9 protein-coding genes are annotated in these 18,269 nt (G+C 68.8%); 1 reads left to right on the top strand and 8 read right to left on the bottom strand.

Annotation, left to right across the window (positions count from 1 at the left end):
* Positions 1-6 precede the first annotated feature (6 nt).
* Positions 7-2,955 carry a glycosyltransferase gene (locus POL72_RS14130; RefSeq protein ID WP_272095726.1) on the top strand — a complete coding sequence of 983 codons (2,949 nt, stop codon included), beginning with the start codon at positions 7-9 and terminating at the stop codon, positions 2,953-2,955.
* Positions 2,956-3,007: 52 nt separating this feature from the next.
* On the opposite strand, the gene POL72_RS14125 is transcribed toward POL72_RS14130, so the two are convergent.
* The 8 genes from POL72_RS14125 to POL72_RS14090 form a co-directional block, all read right to left on the bottom strand.
* Positions 3,008-3,571, bottom strand: a complete 564-nt coding sequence (locus POL72_RS14125; protein ID WP_272095725.1) for a hypothetical protein — start codon at positions 3,569-3,571, stop codon at positions 3,008-3,010.
* Positions 3,572-3,889: 318 nt separating this feature from the next.
* Positions 3,890-4,663, bottom strand: coding sequence for a DUF6748 domain-containing protein (locus POL72_RS14120; RefSeq protein ID WP_272095724.1), 774 nt, complete (start codon positions 4,661-4,663; stop codon positions 3,890-3,892).
* Positions 4,664-5,172: 509 nt separating this feature from the next.
* Complete coding sequence (locus tag POL72_RS14115) at positions 5,173-5,811, bottom strand: class I SAM-dependent methyltransferase (RefSeq protein ID WP_272095723.1); 639 nt, start codon at positions 5,809-5,811, stop codon at positions 5,173-5,175.
* A gap of 14 nt (positions 5,812-5,825) precedes the next feature.
* The gene (locus POL72_RS14110) at positions 5,826-6,935 is read right to left on the bottom strand and encodes a LysR family transcriptional regulator (protein ID WP_272095722.1); all 1,110 of its coding nucleotides are present in this window, start codon (positions 6,933-6,935) and stop codon (positions 5,826-5,828) included.
* 69 nt (positions 6,936-7,004) lie between these two features.
* On the bottom strand, positions 7,005-9,527 hold the full coding sequence (locus POL72_RS14105; RefSeq protein ID WP_272095721.1) for a right-handed parallel beta-helix repeat-containing protein: 2,523 nt from the start codon (positions 9,525-9,527) through the stop codon (positions 7,005-7,007).
* Between the two features lie 524 nt (positions 9,528-10,051).
* Positions 10,052-16,030 (bottom strand): AAA family ATPase, encoded by a 5,979-nt coding sequence (locus POL72_RS14100; RefSeq protein ID WP_272095720.1) that lies wholly within the window; start codon positions 16,028-16,030, stop codon positions 10,052-10,054.
* 216 nt (positions 16,031-16,246) lie between these two features.
* Positions 16,247-16,813: a Rossmann-fold NAD(P)-binding domain-containing protein gene (locus POL72_RS52230; protein WP_276596450.1), complete on the bottom strand. Its 567-nt coding sequence runs from the start codon at positions 16,811-16,813 to the stop codon at positions 16,247-16,249.
* 55 nt (positions 16,814-16,868) lie between these two features.
* Complete coding sequence (locus POL72_RS14090; protein ID WP_272095719.1) at positions 16,869-18,101, bottom strand: glycosyl hydrolase 53 family protein; 1,233 nt, start codon at positions 18,099-18,101, stop codon at positions 16,869-16,871.
* Positions 18,102-18,269 lie beyond the last annotated feature (168 nt).

The following is an 18,269-nucleotide window of genomic DNA, read 5'->3' as shown; positions in this document are numbered from 1 at the left end:
TCGCGCATGTTTCGCATGTCCCGCATGTGCCGCCCGCTCTGCGCCGTCTTCGCCGAGGCGCCCGCGCACCGCGCCCGCGCCGGCCGCACGCTGCGCGCGCTCCGGCTCGCCGGGCTCGCGCCGGTCGACCTCACGGCGGCGCCGCTCGCGGCCGCGGCGGAGGAACTCGCGGCGGGGCCGGTGTGGCTCGTGCGCGGGGGCGCCTGGCCTGCGCCCTCCGCCGCGCTCGAGCCGTTCCCGCCGCCGAGCGACACCGGGCTACCGCTCTGCGCGCTCGGCGCCGTCCTTGCGCCGATCGATCTGCCGGCGATCGTCCCTGCGCGCTCCGACGCCACGGCGTGGGTCGACGCCGACGCCACGGCGTGGGCCGAGCTGCTGCGCGCCACGGGCGGCGAGCTGAGCCGCGCCGCGCGCGCCCGCCGCGCTCCGGGGCTACCCCGCGCGGCGAGCGTGTACCTCGACGGGGCGCTCGCCGCGGGCGTCGCGGCGCGGCTCGGCGCGGGCGAGCCGCTCGACGCCGCGCTCCAGGGCGAGCTCGGGGCGCGGCGGGCGCGCGTGGTGCGGCACGCGCCGCTCGACGTGTGCGACGACGCGGCGCCGCGGGTCGCGCAGGTGGTGACCAGCTTGCAGCAGGGGGGCGCCGAGCGGATCGCGATCGACCTCGCCAGGGAGCTGCCGCGGCGCGGCGTGCGCTCGCTCGTCTGCGCGGTGTACCGGCCGACCCGCGCCACGTTCGCCGCGCCGCCGGGGGCGCTGGATCTGTCCGATGCGCGCGGCGATCGGGAGGCGCGCTTCGACGCGCTCGCCCGCGGGCTCGCCGCGTGGGGCGCGGATCTCGCGCACGCGCACCTGCTCGACGCCGAGGATCTCGCGCGGCTGTCCGCGCGCGGGTTCCGGCCGCTCGTCACGGTGCATAACGTGGCTGCGGGCTGGCCGGCGGGCCTGGAGCGCCTCGCTCCGGACGACGCGGCGCTGCTCGTCGCGTGTGCGCGCGCGGTCGAGGCGGAGCTCGCGGAGCGCGCGCTGCCGATCCCGGCGCGCACGGTCTGGAACGGCATCGACCTCGCGCCTGCGGAGGCGGCGCGCCGGTCCGGGTCGGCGGAGGCCGCGGCGTGGCGGCGGCGTCTCGAGATCGCGCCGGACGACCTCGTGCTGCTCGCCGTGGCGAACCCGCGGCCGCAGAAGCGGCTGCACCTGCTGCCTGGAATCCTCGCGGCCACGCGGGCCGCGCTGGCGGCGGCCGGCGATCCGCGGGCGGCTCGGCTCGTCATCGCCGGGAGCGCCTCGCCCGGCAGCGAGCAGGCGCTGGCCGCGGAGGCGGAGATCCGACGCGAGGTCGACCGGCTCGGCCTGCGCGCCGAGGTGCGCTTCGCGGGGGCGGTCGGCGACGTCGCCGGCCTGCTCGCGGCGGCCGACGTCCTCGTGTCGCCGAGCGCCCACGAGGGGCTGAGCCTCGCGCACCTGGAGGCGCTCGCGGCGGGCCTCCCGGTCGTCGCGACCGGCGCCGGCGGCACCGCGGAGATCGCGGCCGAGCCGCCGGCGATGGTCCACCTGCCGCTCGACGCCGCGCCCGAGCGGTTCGCCGGGGCGATCGTGGCCGCGGCGCGCGCCGGCGCCGCGGGCGATGCGCGCGACCCGTCGACAGGCGGCCGGGAGGTCGCGGCGGAGGCGCGCGCCGGCGTGGGGCCGCCGAGCGGCCGGGAGGTCGTGGCGCGGCACTTCAGCCTCGCGCGGATGGCCGAGGGCTACGCGCGGCTCTACCCGCGGGCGATCGCGCGGAACCGCGGCCTGCGCCGGGGCGACGGGCTGCTCCTCGTCACGAACAACTTCTCGATGGGCGGGGCCCAGTCGAGCGCGCGCCGGCTGCTGCTCGGCCTCGCGGGGGCCGGCGTGCGCGGCCGGGCGGCCGTGATCGAGGAGCAGCCGGAGTACCCGACGCCGGGGCGGCGCGCGCTCGAGGCCGCGGGCATCCCGGTGCTGGCGGTGCCTCCGCCGGCAGACATCGAGCCGGCCGAGGCGGTGGAGCGGCTGCTGCGCGCGATCGAGGAGGACCCGCCCGAGGCCGTGCTGATGTGGAACGTGATCGCCGAGCACAAGGTGCTCCTGGCCGACGGGCTGCTCGACGTCCCGCTCTTCGACATCAGCCCGGGCGAGATGTACTTCGCCTCGCTGCGCCGGTATTTCGCGTCGCCGCGCCGCGGGCTGCCCTACAGCGCGCCGCGCGACTACGGCGCTCGCCTTGCGGGGGTGATCGTCAAGTACGGGGCCGAGGCGGCGCTCGCCGCCGAGGTGCTCGGGGCGCCGGCGCACGTCGTGCCGAACGGCGTGGCCCTCGGCCCGCGCCCGGTTGCGGCGCCGTGCTCGCCGGCGCCCGAGCAGCGCGCGTCCGGCGGCGGGCGCGCGCTGCTCGCGATCGGGACGGCGGCGCGGATCCACCCGCACAAGAAGCTCGACGAGCTCCTCGCGGCGCTGCGCCTCGCGGCGCCGCGCTTGCCGCCGCACGTGCTGCGCATCGCGGGCGGCGTGGAGCGCGGCGCCGAGGCGCACGCCGAGGAGCTGCGGCGGATGGCGGCGGGGCTGCCGGTCGAGTGGGTCGGCGAGCTCGCCGACACGCGCGCGTTCCTGCGAGAGCTCGACGTGTTCGCGCTGATCGCCGAGCCTGCCGGGTGCCCGAACGCGTCGCTGGAGGCGATGGCCGAGGGGCTGCCGGTGGTGGCCACCGCGGTCGGCGGCATGTCCGAGCAGGTGGACGACGGCGTGACGGGCCGGCTGGTGCCGCCGGGCGACGCGGAGGCGCTCGCCGCGGCGCTCGCGGAGCTCGGCGCCGATGCGGCGCGGCGGGCGCGCATGGGGGCGGCGGGGTGGGAGCGCGCGCGGGAGCGGTTCTCGCTGGAGAGGATGGTCGCCGACTACGTGGGCGTGTGCCTGGGCGGGCGGGACGCGCCGGCGAGGTGAGATGCTCGCCAGGTCGGCAGGGGTTGCGCCAGCTGCCTCTGGTTCGGGAGGTTCACTCGATTTCTACGCAGATGGCATCACCGAGCTGGCGAGAGTCGGTCGCGCGGATGCCGCAATTGTAACCTACACCGTCGATGGAGCCCCCTCCGCCGATCCTCGCGATCCCCCAGTACCCGACGTGAGTGCATATCTCATCCGAATAGGCGGAGGCGGTAGCGAAATCCACGTGCTCGAAGCCTTCTAGACATTGCTCTCCGCCTCTCACCACCGCAAAGGTGGTCCCGTCAATGTCAAAGAGCTGGTAGTTGGGTTTGCAGAGCGTGTATTCCAGCTCGCGGGTATCGTTGGCGTGCTGCTGGCAGTTATTCCACGGGCCATCTATCGAAGCCCCGTCTGCGATACGAAAGACCCCTGAATAGGGGAGCTCATCGCAGCGGGCGAGAAACGTCCAGAAGGCGTCGACTGGGGCGAGCGGCGTGTATCCTGCGGGGCAAGCTTCTCCTTCGTAGACTCCGAACACCGTCTGAGCTTGAGCGGGTGCGCTCAGCGAGATGCCTCCGGCGATGAGGCTGCAGAGCAGGGCGCGCATGGGCGTCATGTGATAGATGTGTTTCATTGGTTTGCCAATGTGTGGTTATGTTGAGTTAACTTCCAAGCCAAGCGCGAGGCCAGGTTCCATCCTCCGTCATGCCCTCTGCACCGGCGAGCCACAAGATGAGCCCGCCGCAGCCGGAGGTCCGGAGGCAGGCGCATCCGATCCGCCCCGCCCGGCAACCGCGCCAGGATCATGTCCAGAGTATGCGGCGACACGGTGGGCGACACCAGACAGCGAGCTGGAACGGCGGCGTTCGAGAGGTGAAACAGTGCTATCGGGCGCGGGCGCGTCGGCCCTGGAGCCGGGCGGGCACGGGCAGACACGAGGGGGCCGGCATCATCACTTCAGGCGCAGGTAGAACTCCGCCGCGTCGAGGCGGTTCATCGAGCCGGCCGGACCGGTGATGATCGCATGTTGACCGGCGACCAGCAGACCGGCCGTGGAGAGCGCCTTCATGCCGCCTTCGACCTGCTTCGCCGTGGCCCCGGACGCGGACAGATCGACGCCGTCGAGCGGACCGCTCAGGTCGGTGTTCAGGCCATGCTCGGAGAAGGAGGGACAGGGATACGTCACGCACACGATCCCGGTGCTGTCGACCCGAGAAAAGTGGCCCTTCGGCGTATTGCCCGTCGCCCCGAGCCAGATCTCGCTGGCGACGAGGACGTCAGCCGGCCGCGACCGCAGGTCGCCGAGCGCGACCTGCTTCAGGCCGCCGCGGACCAGCGCCTGCCCGGCGCCGAACGCCTCTCTTGCTTTGGCCTCGGTCGAGCGGTCGAGGCCGAGCCCGGACAGATCCAGCTCGAACATATGGCATTCTTCTTGCCAAGTTCCATCGGCGCAGCGGGTCACGCTGGTGTTGACGCGGGCGACGAAATGGCCGCCGCAGATCGGCGCGACGCATTTTCGGTAGTCAGGATGGGTCGCGATGAAATAGTCCGCCACGGCGACATCGGCAGCGGCCAGCGCGCCGACATCGTCCTCGACGTCGAGCTCGGCCTCGGCGAGGTCCCCCGCGAGGCCGCCCTCGCGCGGGGCTTCGCAGGCGAGCGCTGGCACGGCCAGCACGCCGAGCAGGGCGAGCAGCGAGAGGCGATGATGCGTGAGGTTGAACATCGGTGTTCTCCAGGAGCGGACACGGGTCGACGTGGATGCGAGCGCCCGGGCCGGTCCGCAGGCTCGGGACGCCTTCCTGGGCTTCCACGCGTCGAGGGGGCGAGCCGTCGCGAGCACGGTACGCCCCCGCCGCCCTGCCACCTGCTCGCCGTGCTTCGCCCGGAGACGATCGGCTCCAGCGAATGAATGTAGTGTGCTAGCAGACCTGCCGAGTGAAAAGCGGGTCGGAGCAAGAATTCGACGAGCAACGAGGCCTCGCGAAATCGACATGAAGTGACGTGGATTGTAGGGGACTGTCCCCCAAGCTCATCGGTGCTTTACGGAGAGCTTGACGAACTATGCTGGCACGGGATCGCGCCGATTCCGGTCGCGGTTCTGACCCGGATTTTGCCGCTATCGTTGCTCCCGCATCCCCGTGCCCCGTGGCCGAGCGCCGCGGGGAGCATCCGATCTCGAATCGGAACCAGGGTTGGCTGGCCGCATGAGGGTCGGTCGCAGCGAGCTGCGTCCTACCCCGGCTTCTTCGCCACGAGGAACGCAACCATCTTCCCAGCACCAACGTCCCTCTCCTCGATCTCGACGAACCCTGCCTCGCGCATCTCGCGGAGGATCGTCTCGCGATCGTAGGTGTAGACGAACGGCGCCTTCCCGAACCAGCGCATCACCGTGATGATCGCGCCGTAAGGTAGCCAGGTGCTGCCGAGGCAGACATTGGACGAGATGAACGAGCCGCCCGGCTTGAGGAGGTCGAAGATCGTCTTGAGGGTGCGCCTCCGATCGGGGACGAGGTGGAGGATGGAGTAAGCCCAGGCGCTGTCGAAGTGCTCGGGCTCGTACGGGGTAGGTCCGTCCAGCGTGCCCTGGCGGAAGGTGACGTTGGCCGCGCCTTGGGACTGCTTCTTCTGGTTGGCGATGCGGATCATCTCGCCAGAGACGTCCATCGCGTGGATGTGGCCCGCGAACTGCGACATCTCCAGGGCGAGCGAGCCGGTGCCGCAGCCGATCTCGAGGACTGTCGAGCGCGGGCGCAGGCGCTCGCGGGTGATGGCCTTCTTGCGCTCGAAGGCCGCGACGTTCGCCACCGGCTTGGCGGCGTACTTCTCGGCGAGGTCGTCCCAGAACTTGGCGTCGGCGGTCATGGTGGTCATGGTGGTCGATGAATCTACGCACGCGGCGCGGCTGCGCCCGGTGCAGTTTCGTGACGCAGGGGCGCAGTTTCGCGCCACCCCTCGGCCTCGCCGCGAAACAGCGCCGCGCGCTCCGCCATCGCCGCGCTGATGCCCTCGCGCGCGGCCCGCAGGCGCGCGTTGTCCCGGAGGTCGCGGTGGCTGAGGAGCCAGAAATCGGCGACGTGGCGCAGGTCCGGCCTCGCGAGCCGCTGCAACCCGGGCTCCGGATCGCCGGCGTAGGTGGGCAACATCACGAAGCCGAGGCCCGCGTGCGCGGCCTCCACCATGATCGCCATCGACTCGAACGTGCCCCAGATCGGAACCTCGGGATAGCTCGACGACGCGACGAGCTCCTTGACGATCCTGTGCACGCTGGATCCGAGCCAGCGCGCGGGGCGCGCGCCGCGCTCGGGGTCGAGCCGGGCAGCGTGCGCGGTCGCGACGTAGCTGCAGAGGGTGATGGGGGCGAGCCGCCGCCCGATCAGGTGCTCCGGCGGGGCCGCGCCGGGCAAGAGCGCGCGCACCGCGACGTCGGCCTCGCGCTTCGACAGATCCAGGTTCTTGGCGTCGGCATCCAGCTCGAGCTCGATGCCGGGATGCTGCTCGCAGAGGCCGGCGAGGGCGCGGAGGAGGATCTTCGCGATGAACGGGTCGGTGCAGGTCACCCGCACGGGCCCCTCGAGCCGCGCGTCTTGCCCGGCGATGCCGCGCTCCAGCGCGGCCATCTCCCGCTCGACGCGCTCCGCCCCCGAGACCATCTCGTTGCCCGCGTCCGTCAGCTGGTACCCGTCGCGGTGCCGGTCGAACAGCTTCACGCCGAGCCGCGCCTCGAGGGCCTCGACCCGCCGCGCCACGGTCGAGTGGCTCACGCCGAGCATCGAGCCCGCCGCGCGCACGGAGCCCGTTCGAGCGAGCGCGAGAAAATGGCGCACGTCATCCCAGTCCACGACGCCGGCCAGCATACCCCGGGCGGGCGCGCGCGACAGATGCAGATGCGAGCCGCCGTGACCGAGGGCGCCGAGGCGCCGCGGGTCGACGTGGCGGCCGAGGCGCGCGTCAAGAAGAACGCCTGGTCGATCGCGCGCCTCCTCATCGTCTCCCAAGATCCCAGGTGCTCCTGCTGGGATAGGTTTCAAGGTGGGCGCCGCTGCTGTAGCGCCCACCGCGGCACGTCAGCGCACCCGCAGTTGCGCCGCCGATTCACCGAGCTTTTCGCCCTGCGCATCGACCACATGCAGCTTGTACGTTCCGGCGCTGGCCGGCACGGCGATGGACGTAGCGTCCCCCGCCGCCTTCGTCATCGTCGCGCCCTCTGTGAACGTGCCGGTGCCGGCCGGCGCGAGCCAGACGGCGTTGGCCGCCGCGCCGGTGCTCCTGATCTTGATCGTCTTGGTGCCGGATGCCACCGAGGCGCTCGCCGGGAACACGTAGTCTTGAACCGCGAGCAGTCTGCTGGGGATGATGCCCCGGTGCTCTTCCTGGATGCCGGAGCTCAGGCAAATTTCGTATTGCGCTGCCGGCCACATGTTGTCCGGAACCGCGACCGGCGGGTCGATTCTGCTATCGGGCGGGTTGATGCCCATCTTGTTCACGGTGGCGTACGTCCTCAGGATGGTGAGATGGTGCTTGGCCCCGAAATCCTCGCAGTTGATCGTGTATTTTACGCCGGGGTCGATGTCGAGCACGTTGTCGTTCTGCGTGATGTACGCGCTGCCCTCGTCGTTGTGCAGGCCGTACGTGGGGCCGCTCGTCGCGGGCGGAATGCCCTTGACGTAGTTTTCGTTGATGGTCGTGCCCGGCATCTGACCTAGCGTGTAGACCGCGCCGCTGTCGTGTAGCCTGCTCAAGGTATCGATGAAGCGATTGTTGTTGATCGCATTGTCTTTGCAGGTGGTCGAGTCGGGGAAGTTCCGCCAGCCCCAGCCCAGGTTGATGCCGTTGTAGGCCGTCTTCTGGATGTGGTTGTAGGTTATCTTCAGGCCATCGACGAAGAACGCGGTGATGCCCGAATGGCCACCGAAGCCCGGCAGTGAGCTCACGTCGTACAGCAGGTTGTTGCTGATGGTGTCGTTCTTACAGATGCCTTCGACACCCGAGCCGAACTTGCGGTGTGGACCGGTGTCGCCCACGTACAGGTGCTGCGGGTGGCCGACCGTGATGCCGCTGCCGGCGATGTCGGTGATGTAGTTGCCGACGATGCTGGAATTTACGACGTCGTTGATGAAGGAAATGCCCTCATTGCCGCTGTGCTTCACCACGTTGCCGATAAAGTTGATCGAGTCGGCGTTGTTGACCGTGATCATCCCGGGAAGCGTGTCGATGATTTCGTATTTGCTGTTGTGCCAGTTGCCGTCGCCGTAAGCAACGTAGATGGTGGCGCCCTGTACCGTCGCTTTGCCGCGCGACCCGTCCACGCTGTATAGGTTGTAGTCGGTGTTGGCGAAGGTGATGCCCTGGAAGGTAAGGTTCTTGACGCGGTTAGCGCTGGAGGCGCCGACGATGTCGATCAGCTTTTCTGCGATCGGCGCCTGCACGTCGGCTTGAGCCATGTCTTCGCTCTGCCGCGGGTAGTAGTAGAGGGTCCCGGTCGTCTTGTCGAAGTAAAACTGACCGGGTGAGTCCAAGAACTCACGCGCGTTGTATATCGTGTGGGAGCCAGAAACACTGAAGCCCGAATTCCAACCGGGGGTTTGCGCAATGGTGCCGTAGGGCTGTTGAAAGAGCAGCGCGCGGAAGTTGTCTGGCGTGGTGGTGACATCACGAACGCAAACGATATTCTCGTTCCAAGTGGTGCCGTTCACGATCTCGAGGTCGTCTTTGTTGCTGGCGATGGCAGGCACCGCGTTGAGGTCGTACTTGGCGCCGTCACTGCCGCTGCCGCTCGCCCAAGCCCAGCTGTGCTGCCCGGCCGTCACGCCGTACGTCCCGACACCTCCGCGCGACGTGACCCGCTTGCTCGTCATCAGGGCACGAGCATCGTTCACGTACAGGTTGCGCAGCTTCGTCGTTCGGTCCAGCTTGGCCTTGTAGATATTGCCCGTGTCCGGCGTCCATCCGGTCACCTTCGTCGCGCCGTTCAAAACGGGCGTTTCCCCGGGGTAAGCCTGATAGTAGACGCGATGGCCATTCGTGCCCGAGTCCGACGGCGCGAAGGCGATGGCGTCGGTGAGGCTGTACGTGCCAGCTCGGAGGTAAACGTAGATGTCGCCGGTCATATCGGCGTTGACGGTGCGGACGACGTCGCGCGCCTTGGTGACCGTCTTGAAGGGCGCGCTGGCCGTGCCTGGATTGTCGTCGCTACCGGAAGGCGACACGTAGTACGCCGCTTGCCGCGTCCCGGTCTCGTCTGGAACCTCGCCGCCGCCGCCGCCGCCGCCGCCGCCGCCGCCCGCTCCGCCACCGGCCATCGCGCCGGCGCTGCCGCCGCCACCGGCCTCTACCGCTCCTCCGGCTCCTGCAGTGGCGTCGGCTCCGCCGGTTGCGCTGCCGCCAGCCGAGCTTTCGCCGCCAGCCAGGTTGGGGCTCGTTCCATCCGACGAACAAGCAGCCAACCCAGCGAACCCCGTGAGTGATGCGGCCACCAGCAGCCTGACGTGACGAATGGTGGAATCGTGACTCTCACGCATGATTTTTGCCTCGAACGTAAGCTGATCCAGCTGCCGACGCGCCCTTGAAATCCTCGAATCGTTGCCCATCCAGAGGGCAAGTGTGCCTTGCTATGTCATCCCAGCAGGGTCCAACTGCTGCTTCCTCCCCCTGCATGCGCCTCGACGGGAGCCAGCAGCCCGACCGCCACCGTGAACGCGCATAAGGAGAACGGCCGGTGCGCATGACGCACCTATCCAGGGCAAGGCGAAAGAATACCCTGCGCCAAATGTGAACGCTCACATGTCTGGCGTCAATCAAAATGGACTGCGCGCAGATGTCCTCAAGCCCGAGGGGGCGCAGCGGCAGCCGGCCGAGGCGTCCGCTCCTGTTGACGCTTGACGCGGCGCTCCGGACGGGCCCCACGAGCCTGGTGCTCCCTCGGGCCCGAGGCGCGGTTGCGGTCGCGGTCGCGGCGAGTCGTAGGCGCTCACGCACCCGGGCAAGAGGCGCCGTTCAACAGAATCCTTCCACCGTTCCCGCTGCTCCTGGCTCCCAGCATCAAAGCCGGGCTCGACCTCGACGGCGCGGGTGCACGCCAGCGGGCGTGATCGAACGGCACCGTGTCAAGGGGTCACCGAGGCGCGTCGGGCGCCGCTCGGGAGCGGGAGGCGAGCGCGCTCTTCGGCATAAGGAGGACCAGCATGAACGGCCGGTGGCCATCGCGCTCCTCGCCGGTGAAGCGCACCAGGGCGTCACCGCCGCGAGCCCGGAGGCTCGCGCGCACGATGTCGAGCCCGACACCTCGACCGGCTACTTGACCGATCGTCTCTGCGGTCGAGACGCCGGACAGGAAGATCTGGTCGGCCAGGGCTTCATCGGGCAGCGCATGAACGCCCTCCCTCCGACGCAGCTTCTCGAGTGAAAGTCCGCTGCCGTCGTCGAAGATCTGCAGCTCGAGCGCGCTCGGTCCGCGCCGCACGCGAACATCGATGCGGCCCTGCGCCGGCTTGCCGGCGAGCTCTCGCACGTCGGGCCTCTCGATGCCGTGATAGAGGGAGTTGCGAAAGCACTGAACCAGGATGTCTTTCACGAGTCCCGTCCAGTCGCTGGCCAGCTGCGCCTCGGCCTGCTCCGTGAGCACCGCGGGCGCGGGCTTCCCGAGCTCGGCGGCCAAGCTCGGCAACATCTCGCGCGTCTCGTCGACCAAGCGCGCCACCGACGTAGGATCGAGGCGCGCGAGGACTCCACGCAGCTTGCGCGCCAGCGCCTCGGCCGCGCCGGTGGGAGCGGCCGTTGCGACCAGGCCCCGGATGTCGTGAAGGACACCCTCGCTCCGTTCATCCAGCCTCTTGCTCACGGCCGTCAGCCTTTGCTGGCAAACCGATTCGTACTCCGCGACCGTTCGCGCGACGGCGTCCAATTGCTCCAGCAGCTCGTGCCTGTCGCTCGGTCGCGCTGGCTCCCGGCGCAACGCCTGGCAGGCGTGCTCCGCGGAGTGCAGGCAGTCCACCAGGTGCGTGAAGCCGTGCAGGCGAGCGTTGCCTTTCAGGGTGTGCAGGTTGCGCAAGACGGCATCGCAGAGCTGCTCGGAGCTCTCGACATGCGGCCCGAGCGCCGCGCGATTTGCGGCTAGCAGCTCGCGACAGTCGACGCAGAACGCGCGTGTGGCCTCGACGCCGCAATCGAGCGCTTGCACCATGATGTCGACCTCGCGCTCCTTGTTGCGCGCCGCTTGTCTCAAGCTACGCAGCAAGGTCACGTCGCGAACCGTGACCAGCATGCGCTCCACCTGGCCCGCTTCCGACTCGATAAAGTTCCAGGATATCTCCAGGAACTGGGGTTTGCCGCCGGGACCCGTACGCTCCACTTCACGGATCAGGTGATGGGTGTTCAGCTCCGCCAGCCACTGCTCTTGACCGAAGGCACAGCTGAGCGCGGCCTCTGCCGCGCTCCGCGCGTCCGGTCGGACGTTGGAGCCATCGAACAGCAGCGCGAGGCAGTCGCGACCGACCAGCTCGGCATTGCCGAGGATGTCCGCCAATCGTCGAGAGTATCCCGGTTCGACACGCCGGTTCCGGCCGATGGTGAAGACGCCCTCGTCCAGATTGTCGAGCATCGAAGCGATTTGACCGTTCTTGAGCGCCAGCTCCTCGGTGCGCTGGGCCACGCGTCGCTCCAGGCTCTCGTAGAGCTGTGCGTTGTAAATCGAGATCGCTGCCTGGCTGGCAATCACCTGCAACGCAGCCAGTCGATCGAGCGTGAAAGCATACGCGCTGACGTTGTTCTCCACGTACAGCGCGCCCAGGACGTCGCCCTTGCGCATGATGGGAGCGCACAGCACCGAACGTACGCCCCTCTTTCGAATTTGCGGGTCCGCCTGGAAGGCGCCGGCCTTCGCTGCGTCGTCCAGCGTGACGGCCTCTCCCGTGCGCAGCACGTAGCTGACGACGGTGGGGCACAAAAAATCGGCTTCCGAGTACTCCACGCGCTGCGAAAGGCGCGTAATCGGGCGCTCCACGTGGGCGCGCGCCTCCACGTAGTACGCGCGATCGGTGTCGTCTTGCAAGACGAGGCAGCCGTGCTCTGCCCCGGCGTTCTCGATCAACGTGGCCATCAGCGCGGCGAACAGCCGCTCGGTCTCGACCTCGACGAAGATGCTCTGCGTTGCCTTGAGCAGGGACGCGCTGTCGAAACCCTGGCCGGCCGCCATCGCGCCGCGTGCTGTCGCGATGTCTCCTCTCACGGTATCCGCGAGCAAAGCGGGGTGCTCACGCGCTAGCAATTCGAGCTTCGCCGTGGCGCCCCAGTCAGCGTAGAGCCGGTAAGCCGTCTCCAGGCATGTCCTGGCGTGAAGGGGCTCGTCCAGCGATAGCCACATCTGGGCCTGGTGCTCGTGGGCGAGCGCCCGCAAGTGGATGAACCCGTCTCCGGCCGTCCTGATCGCGTCGCGGTAGCGGGCGAGCACGACTTGCAGCGGCTGCCCCGTCAGGCGCGCGTGCTCGGCGGACAGGAAGTGAGCCTTGTGAGCGAAGTTCTCCGAGCACAGACGGGACCAGGCCTCGAGCTGCTTCAGATTCTCCTCGATGACAGCGAGCAGGGCCTCCCGCGCCTCCGGGCCTCCTTCGCGGCACGCCCTCGCCGCCAGCAGCCCTTCGAAGAGCTTGTAATCGGGAAGCGAGAACTGCCCCGCCGCGATGATCAAGAACTCCCGGGTGAACTCCATCCACTGACGCGCCGAAGCGAAGTCGCCGAGGATGAAGCTCGTCATCATCTGGGCTTGCCCGTAGGCGTACGAGTACTGGGTGCTCTTCTCGGCAACCACCACGGCGGTCGCTTCGTGGTCGGCCGCGGCGACGGCCTGCTTCTCCGATTCGCGTGCCGTCAATCGAGCGACGGCTCGCTCGACGACCAGCGCATTGACCAGCTGACCTGCCGCCGAAATGTGCGTCAGGTAGCGCCGCAGCTCCGCTACCTGCTCGCGGCAGGCCCGCAGCCGCGCACCGACCAAGAACGAGCGCTGGGCGCGATCGTTCTTGGCGTAGGCGACGTGCTGCAGGTCGCCGAGCATGAGCCCGCTCTTCTCCCCCCGGTCGTAAACCGCGAACAGATCTCGGTAAGTCGCCTTCCAGTGCGCAAGGAAGCCCGCGAACACGAAGCACACGCCCGATTCGACCGGGGTCGGCGAGAAGCGCTTCAAGAGCTCGAAGGCAGCCAGGCCGATGCGATAGGCGGCATCGTAGTCGCCCAGCATCGCGAGGAGGATGATGCCGCAGTCAGCGAAGTTCTTGCACGAGACCGCGTCGACGCCGCGGCATAGCGCCAGGTCGAACATGATGAGCTCCGCCAGGAAGAACAAGGGCGGATAGGTCTGAAACGCCGGGGGAATCACCTGCGCCAGCAATTCGAGGACCAAGCGCGACCCTGCGTCCTCTGCCGTCGGAAGAGCCGCCAGGCCCTCGATCGTCACGCGCGCCAAGTGCGCTTGCAGCTTGCCGATACCCTCACCGATGCCCTGGTTGATCTCGTCGGGCGCTTCCGGCAAGCGCACGCCGAACTCGGCCAGGGCTGCGCGTACCTGGACCACGGCGTCCAGCATTCGCCCGCCGTGCTCGAGGATCCGGGTCTTCAAGACATGAACTCGGCCGCGCGCCAGGAGGTCGGGGGCGAGCCTGAACGCCTCCTCGCAGAGCGCTTCGACATGCGGATCAGCCAGCACGAACGCTGTCTCGGCGCGCGCGAAGATCGCTCGAAAGGCCAGATCCGGCGAACATTCGCTCTCGCACCTGACCAGCAGCTCGACGGCGATCTCGGCGTGGGCTCCCGCGATGCTCCACGCGCCGCTCTGAAGCGCCTGGTGACTCGCGGTCAGGTTGAGCTCCACGAGGTCGAGGTGCTCTTCTCGGTCATGGATCGCGCCGCGAGCGGCGTTCAAATGATGAAGCACATCGAAGAGTCGACTCGGCGCGCGATCGCCCCGCAGGCGCTCGCGCAGGATCCGTCCGATGCAACCATGAGCTGCCACACGCTCCGCGTCGCTGGCGCGCGAGAGCGCGGCCTGCTGCACGCGCGAGTGTTCGAACGCGTACGATGCAGGCTCGTGGCTCCGGCCAGGCGCTGACGGCTCCGCCCGAGCCTCGACGGAGACCTCGGACAGGAGACGATGGGCCAGCCCCTCCCGAAGGAGCTCAAGACAGGCCGCGGGCGGCCTGCCCACGGCCTCCGACAGGGTCTGCAGATCGAAATGCATGCCGAAGCATGCTGCGGCGGACAGCAGCCTCGCCGCGTCGGGACCGAGGTTCTCGAGGCGCTCCGCCATCAACGCGCCGACATTGTCGCAAGCGGGGTGCGCCTCCGCGCGCTGCAAGTCAGCGGACCATCGGCCGCGCTCGACCTCCAGACGCAGGATGCCCTGTCGATGCAAGGAAACGAGCAGCTGACCGATGAAGAACGGGTTACCATCGGTCTTGCGCCTCACGATCTCCGCGAGCCCGCGGGCTTCAGCGACAGGCGCGCGCAGCGAGCGAGCCACGATCTCCGCGACCGCCTCGGAGGACAGCGGTCCGAGCGGCAATGTCAGCACGACCCTCTTCGCCCGGTGCAACGCTCTCTGCATGTTCAGGAGCGTCGGTACGTCACTGACATCACCGCCGCGGAGCGCGGCCAGCACCATCACGTGACTCGAGTCGGGATTCGTCAAAATGGCAGACAGCACCTCGGCAGAGGCGGCGTCGAGCCACTGAGAATCGTCGAGGACGAAGGCGAGGGGACGCTCCGGCGTGGCGAAGATACGGATGAAGGAGAGGAAGACATGCTGCAACCTGCGCTGCGCCTCGATGGGATTCAACGCGACGATGGACGTGGAGGGACCGGTGACGCAGGAGAGCGCCGGCACCAGCTCGGTCATCATGCCTGCGTTGTGCCCCAGAGCTGCGGTCACGCGCTGCCGCAGCTCCGTCAGCTCGGCTTCGGAGAGCGACAGCAGGTCCCCTGCCAGGCGTCGTAGCACCTGCGCCAATCCAGACAGCGGCACTGCCTGAGCTCGCTCTTCGAACGCCGTCGACAGCAGTCGCGCCGGCGCTCCGCCGTGCTGTTGCAGGAACTCCGCGAGTACGGCGGACTTTCCGGCGCCCGCGGCTCCTGGCATGAGCACGAGCAGCCTCTTGCCGGAGCACACGTCGTGGAGGGCGCCTCCCAGCGCCGACAGCTCGGCGTCACGTCCTTGCACGTCTCGGCTGACCATGAATTGACTGGAAACGTCATTCACCCCCAGGACCACAGCAGGGAGGGTCTGCGTTCGCCGGAAGCTCTCATAGAGCGTGGTCAGGTCGCTCAGCAGCCCGTGATCGCTCTGGTAGCGCTCGTCAGGATTCTTCGCGAGCAGCTTGGACACGAGCTGTGCGAGGACTGGCGGCATGTCGGGCGACAACTCCGTGACGAGCGGAGCGCGCTTGGACACGTGCGCGTGAGCCCAGCCGATGGCATCGCTCGCCGCGAACGGCAGCTGGCCCGTCAGCATCTGGAAGAGCGTGACGCCTAGAGAATAGTAGTCTGCTCGGTGATCGGGGCGGCGGTTGAGGCGGCCCGTCCGCTCTGGCGCGACGTGGGAGAGTGAGTGCGCGGGTTCGCAAGCGGTGTCGACTGCCGCGTCCTCGGAGACTGCCAGGAGATCGGCAAACTCGACACGTCGAGTCTCGAGATTGACCAGAAAGCTCTTATGGCTCACGTCCTGATGAAGCAGCCCCTGCTCGTGCAAGCGATGCAGCAAGCGAGACATGCCGAGCGCGAGCTCCAGGCACGTTCCGACCTCCAGACCCTTCGCGGGAATCTCGAGCGGTGTGCCTCCGAAGTCCTCCATGATGAGGGAAAGCTCGCCGTCTACCTCGCACACGTCGTCGTCGATCGCGAGCGTGCCGATTCGACGCCACATCTGCAGCTCGAGCTCCAAGACCCGGCGCGGCTGAGCGACTGCGTGCCGGAGCGAGTGCAGCAAGGCGCTCGCGCCGGAGGTCGCGCGGCGCGCGCGCCGCCAGATGCTGCGCGGCAATACCGCCACGGTTTCCGTGATCTGATAAGCATCCTCACCGAGGTGTGCTTGACTGTTTCGGTTCATTGATTTGCGTCCCGCTCGCTTTCATCGGCCGAGGCTGGTTCTGCGTGTGCTCGAGAACGGCGCTCCCCCTGATGGCTGAAGGAACCACAGCGCTTCGCGACCCCCCTGCCGGGAGCCGCTCACCCGCTGCGCCCCCGTCGACTCCCGCTCTCCTCCTGGCGCCCAATGCCAGCCCTGGCGCCTCCCGAGCGAGAGGGGTCGGCGGCGCGCTCTGGCCTAACGACGAGAACTCGATGAACCAACGCAGAGAGAAGGAAATCCAAAGCCTTCCGAAACGTCAAGCGCCAACTGCGGGACGTTGCCCCGGTCGGCAGCGCATTCGTCGCTGTGATCTGGCACACCCGCATGAAAAATCGATGCCATATCAACGACTTTAACCCATGCATCGAAAGACGCCGCCATCACTCCACGGCCTGCGGGAGCTCGTGCCTGCCGTGCGCTCGGGCTCAGCGTGCGCACGGTGGCCCGCTGGCGAGCGGAACCGCGCCTGCGTGAGCGCGCTCGACGCGGGGCGTCGAGCGCGAAGAACGCGCCGAACGAGCCGAAGTGCTCCTCGGGGACCGACTCGACCGGCAGGCCGAGCTTGCGGTCGAGCACGCCGGCGATGTCGCGGGCCGGAACACCCTCGTTGCTGACCGCGTGGAGCCGCGCGCCGGCCGGCGCCTTCTCGAGCGCGAGGACGAGCAGCCGCGCGGCGTCGAGCCGGTGCACCGCGGGCCACCGGTTCTCGCCGTCACCGATGTACCCGGAGCGCCCGGTCTTGCGCGCGAGCTGGATCAGCATCGGGACGAACCCGCGGTCAGCGATGAACGCCGCGGTCGTCCGGGACGAGCTCGCTTTAGAAGTCCTGGTAGTCGACCTTCATCTGATCGTAGGGCGCGATCATGCTCTCGATGATATCTCCGCTCGGCGAGAAGATGCGCTCGTGCCACTCGGTCGGCTCCCAGATGAAGGTGCCGAGCCCGCGCTTGTCCGGGAGGTTGAACATCAGGTCGTTGGCCGCGCGCTTCTCCCACGAGTACTCCGCCACAACGAACTTCAGGTCGGGATAGCGCTTCACGAGATCATCGAAATTCGCCTTCCACCCCGAGGGCGGCCCCTGGTACTCGGTGTAACAGGACTGGCCGAGCACATCGAACTTGACGCCCTGCCCGCGCACGCCGTCGACCCACCAGCGCGTCGCCGCGTTGTCGTCGCAGCGGTCGAGGTGCAGCATGACGGTGATCGTGTCGTCGGCGTCCTTGACGCCCTGGATCCCGGCCTTCAGGAGCGAGCCCAGCCCCTGGAACGCCTGCCCGGTGACGAAGCCGTCAGGCCACAGCAGCCCCTGCGGGATCTCGTTGCCGATCTGGACCATGTCCGGCCGCGCGCCGGCGGCGCTCAGCTGCTCGATCGCGTCCCGCGTGAACTCGCGCATGGCGCTCGCCAGCGCGTCGCCCTCGAGATCGGTCCAGGCGACGGGCTTGTGTTGATCGTCGGGGTCGGCCCACACGTCGCTGTAGTGAAAGTCGAGCAGGAAACCCATGTTCGCTCGCTTCACGCGCCGCGCCATCTCGATCGTGTGCTCGAGATCGCAGAAGCCCTCTGGCGAGTAGGGGTCGTCGTCGACGGCCGCGTCGGCGTACACCGCCGTGGGGTCATTGAACAGGCGCAGGCGGATCCAGTTGAACCCGTGCGCCTTCAGGATCTCGAGGATGTCCTTCTCGACGAGCTCACCCGTCCGCGGGTCGATGTCGCGGAACACCTTGCCTCCGGCCTCGCGCTCCTGCACCCAGGAGATGTCCGCGCCGAGGATGAAGCCCTGGGGCGCGCCCGGCGTCCCGTCGCCTCCGCTCCCGCCCGCGCCCGCGCCGCCGGTGCTCGCGGACGTGCCACCCGCGCCGGCTCCGCTGCCGCTCGTGCTGCCGCTCGCGCCGCCCGCTCCGCTCCCCGTGGACGCCTCGGCGCCCGTCGACGCGGCCTGAGCGGCGCCACCCCCGCCGGCCGCCCCGGCCCCTGAGCTCTCACCGCACGCGGCGAGCGCCGGAAGCAGCGTCACAACACCCATCCATCCCAGCTTCTGTCGCAGCATCCCTGACTCCGGCGAGGATCCTACCATTGGCCATTCGCGCGATCACCGCGCACGAAGAGGGCGCGTCCACGATCGCGGCGCCGCCGGTAGAAAGATCCGCTGTCGATAGGCGCCAGGGCGCAGAAATGACGAGGGCCCGCCGCACAGCGTGTGCGCGGCGGGCCCTCG

This window comes from Sorangium aterium, assembly GCF_028368935.1.
GTDB classification, from domain to species: Bacteria; Myxococcota_A; Polyangia; order Polyangiales; family Polyangiaceae; genus Sorangium; species Sorangium atrum.
The sequence above is the reverse complement of the archived record's forward strand: the minus strand, read 5'-3'. Positions and strand labels throughout refer to the sequence as shown.

Excerpts from the sequence above, each read along its gene's own strand:
- POL72_RS14090 (WP_272095719.1), bottom strand. The coding sequence starts at position 18,101 with ATGCTGCGACAGAAGCTGGGATGGATGGGTGTTGTGACGCTGCTTCCG.
- POL72_RS14115 (WP_272095723.1), bottom strand. The coding sequence starts at position 5,811 with ATGACCACCATGACCGCCGACGCCAAGTTCTGGGACGACCTCGCCGAG.
- POL72_RS14105 (WP_272095721.1), bottom strand. The coding sequence starts at position 9,527 with ATGGGCAACGATTCGAGGATTTCAAGGGCGCGTCGGCAGCTGGATCAG.
- POL72_RS14120 (WP_272095724.1), bottom strand. The coding sequence starts at position 4,663 with ATGTTCAACCTCACGCATCATCGCCTCTCGCTGCTCGCCCTGCTCGGC.
- POL72_RS14125 (WP_272095725.1), bottom strand. The coding sequence starts at position 3,571 with ATGAAACACATCTATCACATGACGCCCATGCGCGCCCTGCTCTGCAGC.
- POL72_RS14100 (WP_272095720.1), bottom strand. The coding sequence starts at position 16,030 with ATGAACCGAAACAGTCAAGCACACCTCGGTGAGGATGCTTATCAGATC.
- POL72_RS52230 (WP_276596450.1), bottom strand. The coding sequence starts at position 16,813 with ATGCTGATCCAGCTCGCGCGCAAGACCGGGCGCTCCGGGTACATCGGT.
- POL72_RS14130 (WP_272095726.1), top strand. The coding sequence starts at position 7 with ATGTTTCGCATGTCCCGCATGTGCCGCCCGCTCTGCGCCGTCTTCGCC.